The following is a 13,111-nucleotide window of genomic DNA, read 5'->3' as shown; positions in this document are numbered from 1 at the left end:
GTGCCGGGCCGGCCGTGACCTGCGATGCTGCTCGCTCAGCAGCAGGGGGAGCACGTCATGAGCATCGAGACCCGGGACCCGCACGTCCCGCAGCCCGCCGCACCCGAGGGCGACGGGGTGTCGCCGGACCGCGCACGTCGGTCGGCCCGAGTCGTCGGGCACGCGATCATCGGCATGTGGCTCGTCCTCGCTGCGCTCGCATGGGCCGGCGGGGCGAGAGTCGTCACCCTCGACCAGCTCGAGCGCGACGTCTCCCGCGACACGGTGTCCGCGCTCGGGGACGAGCGCTACGTGCCCGGCTCCGCCTGGTGGAGCTGGTTCCCGATCGCCACGAGTGGAGGGGGCGACGCGTCAGGGCTCAGCGGTCGGCCCGGCGCGGTCGTGTACCAGCGGGACGACAGCCTGGTGCGACGCACCTACGTCGTCCTGCCCGCGGCCCGCGGCGAGGGCGACCAGACCTGGGACGGGCTGTCGGTCGCGAGCGACGAGTGGCGAGGTGCCGAGCGCGAGCGGCTGGACGCCGTCCTGGTCCAGCTCGACGACCAGCGTCCCCAGGCGCGTGCGGGTGACCTGCCGTCGCGGTGGCTCACCGAGGGGGGCTTCGTCGCCGTCATGGTGGTCGGGTCGTTGGCCGTGCTCGCGGTCCTGCTGCGCCTGCGCCCGACGCACGGCAACCGGTGGTACTGGTTCTGGGTCCTCCTCGCCCTGCCCGGCGGTGTCGGCTGGCTGCTCTACGCCCGGCGCGAGCACCTCGACCCCAGCCCACGGGTGCGCCGGTACGGCGGGTGGTCAGGTGTTGCCTCGGGCATCGCCTACAGCTTCCTGCTCGCGGTCGGGATGCTCGTGCTCGTGAGCGCGACCGGCATGACCGTCATCCCGCGCTAGGCGTCGACGCGCAGGTCGATCGGGGTGCACCGCCCGTTGTTCGACTTCTCCGCGGAGCAGGCGGTGACGCCGACGAGCAGGTCCATCTCGGCGCGCACGACGAAGCGGTCGCCGGGCACCGTCGGCGGCGGGTCGATGTGCAGCTCGCCGTCGAGATCGGTCCACACGTCCATGAAGACGTTGAGCGTCGTCGAGATCCGGTCCGGCGAGATCCCGTGCGGCGCGAAGGCCCCGGCGAGGTTGGCGAAGCAGCTCGGGTGCTCGGCCCCGCCGAGGTCGGGGTAGAGGATGTCGAAGGTGTCCTGGCTGCACGGCGTGAGCGTGAGGTCGTGCACCCCGACGCTGTCCTCGACGACGGTCGCCATGACGCGCGAGCGGTTGCTGTAGAGGCTGCTGCCCGGCCCGACGTAGATCGTGTTCGCGTAGTCGGTCGTGCGCCCGCTGGAGAACCACTCGTCGTGGTCCTCGGCGGCGAAGAGGAAGAGGTCGCTCACCTGCTCCCCGCACGGGTCGACGACGGTGAGGGTCGCCCCCTTCGGCAGCCGCACGGCGGTGCCCGTCTGCGGCGCGAGACGGGTGAAGCCCTCGGCCGGTGCGTCCTCGCCGCCGGCGTAGGCGCGGCGGGCGTCGGGCGCGGGCGTGCGGGGGTGCTGCGAAGGGGGAGTCATCACGGCTCTCTCGGGGTGAAGGGGGCGTGCCAGTCCTCGTCGACCCTACGACCGGAGTACTGGCGTGCCTCCGAGGACGACCCGTGGTCGGCGACCATCGGGTTGGTCGTGCCCTGCACGGCGATGTCGCGGCGTCGGATCGTGTCGCGCATGCGCTCGTAGGAGCCCTGGCTGCGCAGGGTCTCGAACTGCTCGTGGAGGTTGAAGACGAGCATCGGCAGCGGCGCACGGCGGGCGACGCGCGAGGCCTGCGGGTGCAGCCCGACGATGAAGTACGCGACCCCCGCCTGGCTGAAGGCGAAGTGCGCCTGGTCGGGCTCCTGGTCCACGCCCGACGCCCACGGCACCTCGTCCTCGTCGTGCAGCGTCTGCAGCACCTGCCACAGCATCTGCTCGAAGTGACGCTCGTCGTCCACCTCCGGGCCGCGGAAGACGGCGACGAAGGAGACGAAGGGCCCCGCGGGGTCGGCGCTGCGGCCGTACTCCGCCAGCGCCCGGGCGAGCTCGTGGACGTCGTGCGGCGAGGACATGTCGTCGAGGACGACGACGGTCGCGTCGTCGCGGCGGAAGACCGAGCGCGCGCCGAGGCACGGGTACTCCGGGTGGGCGATCATCGCGCCGACCGCGGCGACGACGTCGTCCCTGCCCGCCTCGGCCAGACCGGCGTCGGCCTGCTCCTGGAGGTGGTGCTCGAGAGAGCGGGGAGCGGTCTCGGGCACAGTCATGGCCTCGACGCTAGGTCGGCGGGGAGGCCGACGATGCCTCCTTGCGGGTGTGAGCCCCATCTGCCCCACGAGCCCCGGCAGGCCCTAGGATCGCCCGCCGTGAGCGATCGATCCCAGACGCAGCCCGCCGTCACGGTCAACCCCGAGGCCGGGGAGCACCGCGTCGTCGCCGACCCCGAGCTGCTCGCCGCGTGCGAGCGCGCCATCGAGGTGACCTACGAGCGCCACCCGTACTACGCGGCGCGGTACTCCGAGCGGGGCCGACGCTTCTCCTCCAGCGACTCGGGCTGGCTCGCCCGGCTCGGCACGGCCGACCCCGACCACGCGTGGGGCCAGGTGTCGTGGCTGGCGCAGGTCCTCGCGGCGCGGGGGATGCCCACGGTCCTGCTCGAGGAGCACCTCGCGCTGCTCGCGGACCAGATCCGGACGGTCGAGGGAGAGCAGGTCCGCGCGGACGGGCTCGCCGGCCTCTCGCGGCGGCTGCGCCGGGCGCGGCTCGGTGCGCTCGACCACGACACCTTCGTCGAGCTCGAGCGCGACCTCGAGGTGCGGACGGCGGGGGAGAGCACCCAGCTGCCCCGGGCCGGTCTGCTCGTCGTGTCCGCCGTCGCGGACGAGCTGCGCGGGCTCGAAGGGGTGGAGTCCTCGCTCCTTAAGTGGCTGGCCGACCCCGAGGTCTTCTCACCCACGTGGGCCCGCGCGGTGCGGACCACCGCAGACCGGGCCCGCGCGGCGGCGAGCCCGGTCGGAGTCGGTCAGCGGTAGTTCGTGTACTGCAGCGCGACCTCGAGGTCCTTGCCCTTGAGCAGCTGCTGCACCGCCTGGAGGTCGTCGCGCGACTTGCCCGAGACGCGCAGCTCGTCACCCTGGATCTGGGCCTTGATCCCCTTCGGGCCCTCGTCGCGGATGATCTTGGAGATCTTCTTCGCGTTCTCCTGGTCGATGCCCTCCTTGAGCGGGCCGGCGAGGACGTGCTCCTTGCCCGAGGGCTTGGGCTCCTTGTCGCCGAAGTCGATGTTCTTCAGCGAGACGCCGCGCCGCACGAGCTTGGTCTCGAAGACGTCGAGCACCGCGAGGACGCGCTCGGCGGTGTTCGCCTTGATCGTCACCGACTCGCCGCTCCACTCGATGGAGGCGCCGACGCCCTTGAAGTCGTAGCGCTGGGCGACCTCCTTGGCGGCCTGGTTGAGGGCGTTGTCGACCTCCTGCTTGTCGACCTTGCTGACGATGTCGAAGCTGCTGTCGGCCATGCTTTGTGCTCCTGGGGTGCGGGTCGGGGACGGGGTGCACGCGCACGATTTAGCCTGCGTGCCGCGGCTTGCTATCCTTCCACGCGCACGGCGGGTTGCCCGAGCGGCCAATGGGAGCGGACTGTAAATCCGTCGCGAAAGCTTCGAAGGTTCGAATCCTTCACCCGCCACCCGTGCAGCGAAGGCCTCGGACCGACACCGGTCCGAGGCCTTCGTCGTCCGGCCGTGACCGCCTCCTGGAGGGACCGCTGATGACCGACCGACCGATGATCACCCGGGGCGGGGTCGCGCTCGCCGCCGCGTCCGGCCTGGCCACCGCCGCCCTGAGCGCGCAGGAGCACCCCCGTCTGCTGCGTGGGGTCACCCTCGTCGTCGCGGCCGGCGCCGGGGTCGCCGTCGCGACCGGCGCGGCGGCCGGGTGGCGCGAGGGCAGCCCCGAGCCCGCCGACGGGCCCCGGCAGCGCGTGCCCCTCCCCGTCTCGCTCGGCCTCGGGACCCTCGCCGCGGTGACCTTCGCCGCCGGCGGCGAGCTCGGGCTGCGCGGTCAGGCTGCCGTCGAGCGCTGGGCGCAGCGCACGACCCGGCACCCCCGGCTCGTCCTCGGCCTCGGCGGCGCCGCGATCTCGCTGCTCGCCACGGCGCTCGACCCCACCCCGCAGGACGAGGGCGAGGACCCCCGGTGAGCGACCTCGTCGTCGGCGAGGACGGGCTGGCCCGCCCGCCCTGGGCGAGCACCGACCCGCTGCTGCGTGCCTACTACGACACCGAGTGGGGCATGCCGGTGCGCGACGAGCGCGGCCTCTTCGAGCGGCTGAGCCTCGAGGCCTTCCAGTCCGGGCTGTCGTGGGCGACGATCCTGCGCAAGCGGCCCGCCTTCAGGGCCGCCTTCGACGACTTCGACCCCGAGCGTGTCGCCGGCTACGACGACGCCGACGTCGCCCGCCTCATGGCCGACGCCGGCATCGTGCGCAACGCGCGCAAGGTCGCCGCGACGATCACCAACGCCCGCGCCACCCTCGAGCTGCGCGCCGACGGCGGGCTCCCCGGGCTCGTGTGGTCGCACCAGCCGCAGACCACCTCCGTGCCGACCACCCAGGCCGAGGTGCCGACGACCTCGCCGCAGTCAGTCGCCCTCGCCCGAGAGCTCAAGGCGCGCGGCTTCGCCTTCGTCGGCCCGACGACGATGCACGCGCTCATGGAGGCGGTCGGCGTCGTCGACACCCACCTCGTCGGCAGCCACCGGCGCGGGACGTCCGGGCTGTGGCGAGAGGATGGCACCCGTGCCTGACCACCCCTTCGTCACCGAGGTCCCGACCCGCTGGCTCGACAACGACCAGTTCGGCCACGTCAACAACGCCGTGCACTACCAGGTGATGGACACGGTCATCAACGACTGGCTCCAGGCCCAGGGCTTCGACCCCGCCGGCGACGTCGTCGACCTCGTGCCCGAGAGCGGCTGCCGCTACCACGCGGAGATCTCCTACCCCGACCGCTTCGTCGTCGCGCTGTCCGTGGCCCGTCTCGGGCGCACCTCGGTGACGTGGTCGCTCGAGCTCTCCCGGGCCAGTGACGGCGCCGCCGTCGCGACCGGCCACGTCGTCCACGTCTTCGTCGACCGGGCGACCCGCACCCCCGTGCCGATCGAGGGCGCCCTGCGCGCCGCGATGACCTCGATCGCGCGGCCCGAGCAGGCCTAGGAGAGGGGCGAAGGGGGAACCCGCGGGCCCCGATTTCCGCCCCGACCGCCTCGCCGTGTAATCTCTGCGAGGCGCCGCGCACACGTGTGCGGCACGCCCCCTTAGCTCAGTCGGCAGAGCGTTTCCATGGTAAGGAAAAGGTCGTCGGTTCGATTCCGACAGGGGGCTCGGTATGGCATCGCCGGCTCGTCCGGTCGGTGCCGCACCGCACGGCGGGGTAGCTCAGCTGGTTAGAGCGCACGACTCATAATCGTGAGGTCGCGGGATCGAGTCCCGCTCCCGCTACGAGCACCGGTGCCGGTGGCATCCGCAGCGCGGATTTCGCCGTCCTCGGTGCGTGCCCTATCCTGGTATGTCGATGGCCGCCGCCCAGGGCGCGTGTGCCCGACCAGATCGTCTCCACCCCCGTTCCGAGAGCAGGTTGTCCCGTGGCTAGCAAGAGCGCCGACGTCCGTCCCAAGATCACGCTGGCGTGCACGGAGTGCAAGGAGCGCAACTACATCACCAAGAAGAACCGTCGCAACAACCCCGACCGCATGGAGCTGTCGAAGTACTGCCGTCGCGACGGGCGCCACACGCTGCACCGCGAGACCCGCTGAGCGTCCCGCACCGCGCACCTCGACGCCGCCCCGGCCACCGGCCTGGGGCGGCGTCGCGCTGTCCCGGCGCGGCACTAGGGTGAGGCCCATGGCTGTCAACGAGTCCTTCGTCGGGCGCACGTACCCCCCGACCGAGCCCTACCAGGTCGGCCGCGAGGCGATCCGCGACTTCGCCGACGCCGTCGGCGCGAGCTCGCCGCTGCACCGCGACCTCGAGGCCGCCCGGGCGGCCGGCTACCGCGACCTCGTCGCGCCGCCGACCTTCGCGGTCATCGCCGGTCAGCGCACCGACCGCCAGTTCGTCACCGACCCCGAGGCGGGGGTCGACTACTCCCGCGTCGTCCACGGCGAGCAGCGCTTCGTCCACCACCGCCCGATCGTCGCCGGCGACGAGCTGCGCGGGGTGCTGACGATCGACTCCGTGCGCGCCGCCGGCGGCCACACGATGGTCGTCATGCGCAGCGACCTGCTGGACCCCGAGGACCAGCCGGTCGCGACGTCGCTGTCCACGATCGTCATCCGCGGGGAGGAGTCGGCATGAGCGTGCGCACCCACGACCAGGTGAGCGTCGGCGAGGAGCTGCCGGGTCTGACCCTCCACGTCGACCGGGCCACCCTCGTCGGCTACGCGGGCGCCTCCGGCGACCGCAACGTCATCCACTGGGACGAGCGCTTCGCGCGCTCCGTCGGCCTGCCCGACGTCATCGCCCACGGCATGTGGACCATGGGCGCGGCCGTCGAGGTCGTCACCTCGTGGGTCGGCGACCCCGGCCGGGTCGTCGACTACGGCACCCGCTTCACCCGTCCGGTCGTCGTCCCCTACGAGGAGGGCGCCGACGTCGAGGTGAGCGCGAAGGTCACGAGCCTGGACGAGCAGACCCGCCGGGCCGTCGTCGACGTCACCGCGACGTGCGCCGGCGAGAAGGTGCTCGGCCGCTGCCGGGTCACCGTCCAGCTCGACTGATGCGCACCGACCACGACGCCCGGATCGCCCCGCTGACGACGATGCGGGTCGGCGGCCCCGCCGCCACCCTCGTCACCGTCGAGTCGGCCGACGAGGCCGTGGCCGTCGTGCGCGAGGTCGACGCCGCCGGGCGTGAGCTGCTCGTCGTCTCCGGGGGCTCCAACCTCGTCGTCGCCGACGAGGGCTTCGACGGCGTCGTCCTGCGCATGGCCAGCCGCGGCATCACCGTCGAGTCCCAGGACCTGTGCTCGGGGGCCTTCGTCACCGTCGCCGCCGGCGAGCCGTGGGACGACCTCGTCGCCCACGCGGTCGCCTCCGGCTGGTCGGGCATCGAGGCGCTCAGCGGGATCCCCGGGCTCACCGGTGCGACGCCGGTGCAGAACGTCGGCGCCTACGGCCAGGAGGTCGCCCAGACCATCGCCCGGGTCCGGGTGCTCGACCGCACGACCGGTCAGGTGCGCACGATGGCGGCGGCCGACTGCGGCTTCACCTACCGGCACTCGGTCTTCAAGGGCACCGACCGCTTCGTCGTCCTCGACGTGAGCTTCCAGCTCGCCCTCGCCGACCTCTCCGCACCGGTCGCCTACGCGGACCTCGCCCAGCAGCTCGGCGTCGAGCTGGGGGAGCGGGTCCCGCTCGCCGACGCCCGCGAGGCCGTCCTCGCCCAGCGCCGCCGTCGCGGCATGGTGCTCGACGAGGCCGACCACGACACGTGGAGCTGCGGGTCCTTCTTCACCAACCCCGTCCTGCCCGCCGCCGACCACGACGTCCTCGTCGCCCGGGCGGCGGAGCGGCTCGGGCCCGACGCACCGCCGCCGCCCCGCTTCGACGCCCCCGGCGGCCAGGCGAAGACGAGCGCTGCGTGGCTCATCGAGCGGGCCGGCTTCGGCAAGGGCTACGGCATGCCGGGCCCGGCCGCGCTGTCGACGAAGCACACGCTCGCGGTGACCAACCGCGGGTCCGCGAGCGCGGCCGACGTCGCCGCGCTGGCCCGCGAGGTGCGCGACGGCGTCCGCGAGGCCTTCGGCGTGACCCTCGTCAACGAGCCGGTCTTCGTCGGGCACGCGCTCTAGCCGCTCCCCCCGCACGCAGCAGGGCCCGGCACCCCTTCGGGTGCCGGGCCCTGCCGCTGCTGCTGCGGTGGGTCAGCGCACGGCCGCGGCCGCGTCGACCACACCCTGGCCGTAGTAGCTGTTCTCCGAGGCGTCACCGACGCACGGCGCACCGGCCGCGGTCGTCGAGCACGGGGTGTCGGTCGCCTGGGCGCGGATGCGCTCGACGACCTGCGAGGCGCTCAGCTCGGGGTGAGCGGAGCGCATGAGGGCCACGACACCGGCGACGTGCGGGGACGCCATCGAGGTGCCGCTCTTGTAGCCCCAGCCGTTATTCGACACGATCGTCGACAGGATCCGGCTGCCCGGCGCCGCGACGTCGATCGAGCCGAGGCCACGGTTGCTGAAGGACGACAGCTTGCCGGCCTGGTCGATCGAGGAGACGGTGAGCACGTCGTCGAGCTCGGTCGGGATGTCCTTGCACGAGGAGTTGATCGTGCGGTTGACCGCCGTGCCGTCGTTCGGGCTCGAGGCGTTCGTCGTCTTGTTCGACAGGTCGTAGGAGCTGTTGCCCGCCGCGGCGACGTGCACGGTGCCCTCGTCCTGCGACCACTTCACCGCGCGACGCACGGCCTCGAGGGCCGGGGCCTGCTCGGGCTGGTCACCGCACCAGAACTCGAAGGGGTCGACGTAGTAGCTGTTGTTCGTGACCTCCATGCCCTTCTCGCCGGCCCACATGAAGCCGCAGATCGCGTACTCGGGGTAGATGTACCCCTCGTCGCTGACGACCTTGACGGAGGCCATCTTCACGCCCGGGGCGACGCCGACGATGCCGACGCCGTTGCGGGCGGCACCGATGGTGCCGGCCACGTGGGTGCCGTGGTCGCTCGTCGTCGGGGCCCAGCCGGTGGCCGAGGTGTCGGGACGACCGCCGGCCGTGCAGTTGACGGACTGCGCGACGTCGATCTGGCTGGCGAGGTCCGGGTGGTCGGGGTCGATGCCGCTGTCGAGGACGCCGACGGTGACCTTCGAGGAGCCGGTCGTCGTCTTGTGGGCCTCGGGGACGCCGATGTTCTTCATGTCCCACTGGAGCGACTCGTACTGCTCCGGGACGCCGGTCGCCGGGGTGGTCGGGCCCTCGACGGGGTCCTCGGCGCGGGGGATCGCCTTGATCTGGCCCTTGCCCGGGCCCCAGGGGGCCTGGACGCCCTCGGGGGTGCCCTCGAGGACGGTGGCGGTGCGGGTCGGGCCGGCCGACGCGACGGCGCCCTTGGCCTTGGTGACGACCTCGGTGCGGAAGTCGCCGTTCTTCGAGTGGGCGACGACGACGCCGATCTGGGGCCAGGACTGCACGACGACGCCGCCGGCAGCCTCCACGGCCTTCTCGACCTTGCGGACCTGGCCGGGGTTGACGATCTTGGCGTTGACGACGTAGCTCGCGAGCTGACCGTCCGGCGTGCTCACGGGGACCGGGGTCGACGGCGGCTCGGCCGCGCTGCTCGAGCCGGCCGCGGACTGCGAGCCGACGAGGGTGAGACCGATCGCGGCGGTCGCCACGATCCAGGGGGTGGTGCGCTTCCTCGTTGAAGCCATGGGGGAGTTTCTCCTTCGGGCTGCCCCGCCGACAGGGTGCGCGGCGGGCTCCGGCGATCCTGGCAGGCGGGGCTCGCTCGCGCCAGACCCCTGCGGGTCACGCCTTCGTGACGGACCGCGTCACAAGAAGGCCCGGCCCTCCCCGCGGTAGGTCGGCACGCTCTGCACGACCTCGTCGCCGTCGACGAGGTGCAGGACGTCGACGTGCTCGCTCAGCTCGCCGGCCTTCGTGTGGCGGAACCACACGCGGTCGCCGATGCGCAGGTCGTCGACGCGAGGACCGGTGAGCGGCGTCTGCACCTCGCCCGCGCCCTCGGCCCCGAGCAGACGCAGGCCGGGCGGGTGCACCGGGAGCGGGAGGCGGTCGCGCCCGGCCGCGCCCGAGGCGACCCAGCCGCCGCCGAGCACCGTCGCGTGCCGGGGGGAGGGGCGCCGCACGACGGGCAGGACGAAGTGGGCGGCCGGGCGGGGCCGGAATCGGGTGTAGTGGTCGAAGAGGTGCGGGCCGAGCAGCCCGGACCCCGCCGCGACCTCGGTGACGGCGGCCTCGGCGGAGGTCGTCTCGAGGCTGCCGGTGCCGCCGCCGTTGACGAAGTCGAGCGGCGCCACCTCGCGCACCGCGGCGACGGCCTCGGCCCGACGCTGCGCGAGCTCGGCCACCGAGCGTCGCTGCACCGCGCGGACGGCGAGACGACGCAGCCCGGGCTGGTCGTCGCCGACACCGGCGACCTGACCCTCGTAGGCCATGAGCCCGACGAGGTGGAGCCGTGGGTGGTCGTGGACCGCCCGGGCCAGGGCGGCGACCTCCTGCGGGGTGTGCGCGGGCGAGCGGCGCGCCCCGAGGTGCACCCGGCCGCCGGCCAGCCGCAGCGACGCGTCGAGCTCGACGCACACCCGCACCGGTGGGCCGTCGGCCCCGACGTGGGCGGCGGTGAGGTCGAGGTGCTCCCGGCTGTCGACCATGAGGGTCACCCGGGCGGCCAGGCGCTCGTCGGCCCCGAGCCGGGCGAGCGCCGCGCGGTCGACGCTGGGATACCCGACGACGACGTCCTCGACCTCCTCGGCGAGCCACAGCGCCTCGGGCAGGGTGTAGGCGAGGACCCCGGCGTACCCGGGGGTCGCGAGGGTGCGCCGCACGATCTCGCGGCACCGCACCGACTTGCTCGCGACCCGGATCGGGGTGCCGCCGGCCCGCCGGACGAGGTCGGCGGTGTTCGCGCGCAGCGCGCCGAGGTCGACGACGGCGAAGGGGGGCTCGAGGTGCGCGGTCGCACGGGCGAGGGCGTCTTGGTCGACGGGTCGGGCGCGGGGGTCGTCGCTCATGGTCCGAGCACCCGCTCGAGGTAGGGGTTGGCGAAGACCCGTCCGGGGTCGATCTCGTCGCGCACCGCGAGGGCGTCGTCGAAGCGGGGGTAGAGCGGGCGCAGGGCGCTCGCGTCGAGCCGGTGCATCTTGCCCCAGTGCGGCCGCCCGCCGGCCGCGCCGAGCACGTCCTCGCACACCGAGAACCACCGCTCGTGCGGCATGCGGTGGTACTGGTGGAAGGCGACGACCGCGCTCTCGCGCTCGTACGCCGGCGAGAGCCAGATGTCGTCGCTGCGCACGAAGCGGATCTCGAAGGGGAAGGACACCGGCTCGTCGTGCTCCTCGACCCACCGCCACAGCTCGCGCAGGGCCGGCACGAGGGCATCGCGGGGCACGAAGTACTCGCCCTCGCGGAAGCGCACGTCCCGTCGGGACGCGAAGACCCGCGGCGCGAGGTCGGTGAAGTCGCGGGCCGAGATCGCCCGGGTGACGAGCGAGGTGATGCCCGGCACGAGGCGTGGCGCCCGGGTGCCGACCCGCAGCAGCGCCTCGAGCCCGACGTTCGTCGCGATCTCGTCGTCGAGCAGCCGGGCGAGGGTGCTCATCGGCCGCAGCGGGGCGTCCCCCGGCAGCCGCTCGAAGCGTCGGGTGAGCGCGGTCGAGGTGTGCGGGAACCAGAAGAGCTCGAAGTGGTCGTTCGTCGCGGCGAGCTCGTCGACCTCCTCGAGCAGCTGCTCCATCGGCATCTTCGCGTCGACGGCGTGCAGCGCGTAGAGCGGCACGCACTGGAGGGTCACGCTCGTCATGACGCCGAGGGCGCCGATGCCGACCCGGGCCGCCGCGAAGAGCTCGGGGCGCTGCGTCGGCGAGCAGGTGACGACGCTCCCGTCGCCGAGGACGAGCTCGAGCGCGCGCACCTGCGTCGAGATGCTCCCGAACCTCTCGCCGCTGCCGTGGGTGCCCGTGCTCACCGCACCGCCGACGGTCTGCCGGTCGATGTCACCGAGGATCTCCAGGGCCAGCCCGTGCTCGGCGAGCAGGGGGGTGAGCCGGTGCAACGGCATCCCCGCCCCGACACGCACCAGGCCCGAGGCGCGGTCGACCTCGTGCACCGCGTCCAGCCGGTCGGGCCGCAGCTGCACGCCGGGGGCGACGGCCGCGCCGGAGAAGGAGTGACCGGCGCCGATCGCCTTGACCCCGAGCCCGTCGCGCACGGCCGCACGGACGGCGTCGCAGACCTCCTGGGTCGACGACGGCGAGACGACCCGTGCCGGGTCGGCCCGCTCCGTGCCCGCCCAGTTCTGCCAGGTCACGATCCCGACCCGTCGCCGGGGTCCTGGGCGAGCCACGCGTCGACATCGGCCTCGGCCTGGCGGCGCACCTCCTGCGGCGCGCGGCTCATGGCGAAGGAGGCGCGGGCGAGGTCGGCCAGGGCGGCGTCGTCGAGCCCGAGGTCGCGGGCGGTCTCGTACTGGTCGACGAGCCGGGAGCCGAAGAGGAGGGGGTCGTCGGCGCCGAGGGCGACCTGGGCGCCGGCGTCGACGAGCCGGCGAAGGGGGACCGCCCCCGGCTCCGGGTAGACCCCGAGCGAGACGTTGCTCCCCGGGCAGACCTCGAGACCGATGCTGCGCTCGACGACGAGGTCGAGGACGCGGGGGTCCTCGACGGAGCGCACGCCGTGGCCGAGGCGCTGCGGGCCGATGGCCTCGACGGTCGTCTCGACGGCGGTCGGCCCGAGCAGCTCGCCCGCGTGCGGCGCGAGGAGCAGACCGGCCCGCTCGGCGATGCGGAAGGCGGGGGCGAAGTCGGCGGTGTCACCGCGCCGCTCGTCGTTGGACAGCCCGAAGCCGACGACCTCGCCGGGTCCGTCGCCGGCGTGGTGGGCGGCCAGACGGGCGAGCGTGCGGGCCTCGAGCGGGTGGCGCACCCGGCTCGCCGCGACGACGATCGCGACCTGGGCCGACCCGGTGCGCCGCGCGTCGCGCGAGACCGCCCGGGCCTCGTCGAGGACGATCTCGATGGCCGGGGTGATCCCGCCGACGAAGGGGGCGTACGACGTCGGGTCGACCTGCAGCTCGAGCCAGCGCGAGCCCTCCGCGCCGTCGTCGGCCGCGGCCTCGCGCACGATCCGCCGCATCTCGGCCTCGCCGCGCACGCAGTGCCGCGCCGCGTCGTAGAGCCGCTGGAAGCGGAACCACCCGCGCTCGTCGGCGGCCGAGAGCTCGGGCGGGTAGGAGCCCGGGTCGAGCGCGCTCGGCAGCCGCAGCCGGTGCTCGGCGGCCATCTCGCGCACGGTCTCGACCCGCATCGAGCCGGTGAAGTGCAGGTGGAGGTGCGCCTTGGGCAGGGCGGCGAGATCGCGCCGGGGCACCGC

At 73.7% G+C, this 13,111-nt stretch carries 16 protein-coding genes and 3 tRNA genes; 12 read left to right on the top strand and 7 right to left on the bottom strand.

Annotated elements, in window-relative coordinates; all coding sequences use genetic code 11:
* Window positions 1–57: 57 nt before the first annotated feature.
* A complete protein-coding gene (locus tag LIV55_RS05855) occupies window positions 58–885 on the top strand; it encodes a hypothetical protein (RefSeq protein ID WP_229299496.1) in 828 nt (275 codons plus the stop codon).
* On the opposite strand, the gene LIV55_RS05850 is transcribed toward LIV55_RS05855, so the two are convergent.
* Both LIV55_RS05850 and gntA read right to left on the bottom strand, forming a co-directional pair.
* On the bottom strand, window positions 882–1,553 hold the full coding sequence (locus LIV55_RS05850; protein ID WP_123092255.1) for a DUF1989 domain-containing protein: 672 nt from the start codon (window positions 1,551–1,553) through the stop codon (window positions 882–884). The genes LIV55_RS05855 and LIV55_RS05850 overlap by 4 nt on opposite strands.
* A complete protein-coding gene (gene gntA, locus LIV55_RS05845; RefSeq protein WP_229299495.1) occupies window positions 1,553–2,278 on the bottom strand; it encodes a guanitoxin biosynthesis heme-dependent pre-guanitoxin N-hydroxylase GntA in 726 nt (241 codons plus the stop codon). Before gntA ends, LIV55_RS05850 begins: the two co-directional genes overlap by 1 nt.
* Window positions 2,279–2,377: 99 nt before the next feature.
* On the opposite strand from gntA, the gene LIV55_RS05840 reads away from it, so the two are divergent.
* Entirely contained in the window at window positions 2,378–3,043 is a 666-nt protein-coding gene (locus LIV55_RS05840) for a hypothetical protein (RefSeq protein ID WP_191562929.1), read from the top strand.
* Here the strand turns inward: LIV55_RS05840 and LIV55_RS05835 are convergent.
* The gene (locus LIV55_RS05835; RefSeq protein WP_068277021.1) at window positions 3,034–3,528 is read right to left on the bottom strand and encodes a YajQ family cyclic di-GMP-binding protein; all 495 of its coding nucleotides are present in this window, start codon (window positions 3,526–3,528) and stop codon (window positions 3,034–3,036) included. The two genes, LIV55_RS05840 and LIV55_RS05835, sit on opposite strands and share 10 nt — an antisense overlap.
* An 89-nt stretch (window positions 3,529–3,617) precedes the next feature.
* Between LIV55_RS05835 and LIV55_RS05830 the strand changes: the two genes are divergently transcribed.
* The 10 genes from LIV55_RS05830 to LIV55_RS05785 all read left to right on the top strand — a co-directional run bounded on the left by LIV55_RS05830 (window position 3,618) and on the right by LIV55_RS05785 (window position 7,860).
* Window positions 3,618–3,698: transfer RNA gene (locus LIV55_RS05830), tRNA-Tyr, on the top strand.
* Between the two features lie 81 nt (window positions 3,699–3,779).
* On the top strand, window positions 3,780–4,211 hold the full coding sequence (locus LIV55_RS05825; protein ID WP_229299493.1) for a hypothetical protein: 432 nt from the start codon (window positions 3,780–3,782) through the stop codon (window positions 4,209–4,211).
* Window positions 4,208–4,816: a DNA-3-methyladenine glycosylase I gene (locus tag LIV55_RS05820; RefSeq protein ID WP_308012875.1), complete on the top strand. Its 609-nt coding sequence runs from the start codon at window positions 4,208–4,210 to the stop codon at window positions 4,814–4,816. Before LIV55_RS05825 ends, LIV55_RS05820 begins: the two co-directional genes overlap by 4 nt.
* Window positions 4,809–5,225 carry an acyl-CoA thioesterase gene (locus LIV55_RS05815; protein ID WP_229299492.1) on the top strand — a complete coding sequence of 139 codons (417 nt, stop codon included), beginning with the start codon at window positions 4,809–4,811 and terminating at the stop codon, window positions 5,223–5,225. Before LIV55_RS05820 ends, LIV55_RS05815 begins: the two co-directional genes overlap by 8 nt.
* Before the next feature lie 95 nt (window positions 5,226–5,320).
* A tRNA-Thr gene (locus LIV55_RS05810) sits at window positions 5,321–5,393 on the top strand.
* A 43-nt stretch (window positions 5,394–5,436) separates the two neighbouring features.
* Window positions 5,437–5,510, top strand: a tRNA-Met gene (locus LIV55_RS05805).
* A gap of 143 nt (window positions 5,511–5,653) precedes the next feature.
* Entirely contained in the window at window positions 5,654–5,824 is a 171-nt protein-coding gene (rpmG, locus tag LIV55_RS05800) for a 50S ribosomal protein L33 (RefSeq protein WP_068277029.1), read from the top strand.
* 88 nt (window positions 5,825–5,912) lie between these two features.
* The gene (locus LIV55_RS05795; RefSeq protein WP_123092249.1) at window positions 5,913–6,365 is read left to right on the top strand and encodes an FAS1-like dehydratase domain-containing protein; all 453 of its coding nucleotides are present in this window, start codon (window positions 5,913–5,915) and stop codon (window positions 6,363–6,365) included.
* Entirely contained in the window at window positions 6,362–6,787 is a 426-nt protein-coding gene (locus LIV55_RS05790; protein WP_068277035.1) for a MaoC family dehydratase, read from the top strand. Before LIV55_RS05795 ends, LIV55_RS05790 begins: the two co-directional genes overlap by 4 nt.
* Complete coding sequence (locus LIV55_RS05785) at window positions 6,787–7,860, top strand: UDP-N-acetylmuramate dehydrogenase (protein WP_229299490.1); 1,074 nt, start codon at window positions 6,787–6,789, stop codon at window positions 7,858–7,860. Before LIV55_RS05790 ends, LIV55_RS05785 begins: the two co-directional genes overlap by 1 nt.
* A 72-nt stretch (window positions 7,861–7,932) precedes the next feature.
* On the opposite strand, the gene LIV55_RS05780 is transcribed toward LIV55_RS05785, so the two are convergent.
* The 4 genes from LIV55_RS05780 to LIV55_RS05765 all read right to left on the bottom strand — a co-directional run bounded on the left by LIV55_RS05780 (window position 7,933) and on the right by LIV55_RS05765 (window position 13,108).
* On the bottom strand, window positions 7,933–9,432 hold the full coding sequence (locus LIV55_RS05780; protein ID WP_229299489.1) for a S8 family peptidase: 1,500 nt from the start codon (window positions 9,430–9,432) through the stop codon (window positions 7,933–7,935).
* 120 nt (window positions 9,433–9,552) lie between these two features.
* The gene (locus tag LIV55_RS05775) at window positions 9,553–10,755 is read right to left on the bottom strand and encodes an amino acid deaminase/aldolase (protein ID WP_229299487.1); all 1,203 of its coding nucleotides are present in this window, start codon (window positions 10,753–10,755) and stop codon (window positions 9,553–9,555) included.
* Complete coding sequence (locus LIV55_RS05770) at window positions 10,752–12,050, bottom strand: D-arabinono-1,4-lactone oxidase (protein ID WP_229299485.1); 1,299 nt, start codon at window positions 12,048–12,050, stop codon at window positions 10,752–10,754. Before LIV55_RS05770 ends, LIV55_RS05775 begins: the two co-directional genes overlap by 4 nt.
* On the bottom strand, window positions 12,047–13,108 hold the full coding sequence (locus LIV55_RS05765) for an adenosine deaminase (RefSeq protein ID WP_229299483.1): 1,062 nt from the start codon (window positions 13,106–13,108) through the stop codon (window positions 12,047–12,049). The genes LIV55_RS05770 and LIV55_RS05765 overlap by 4 nt, the downstream gene beginning before the upstream one ends.
* Window positions 13,109–13,111 lie beyond the last annotated feature (3 nt).

Origin of the sequence: Janibacter melonis, assembly GCF_020567375.1 — a bacterium.
Classification (GTDB): domain Bacteria; phylum Actinomycetota; class Actinomycetes; order Actinomycetales; family Dermatophilaceae; genus Marihabitans; species Marihabitans melonis.
Note: the sequence above shows the minus strand (reverse complement) of the source record. Positions and strands in the feature narration are given on the sequence as shown.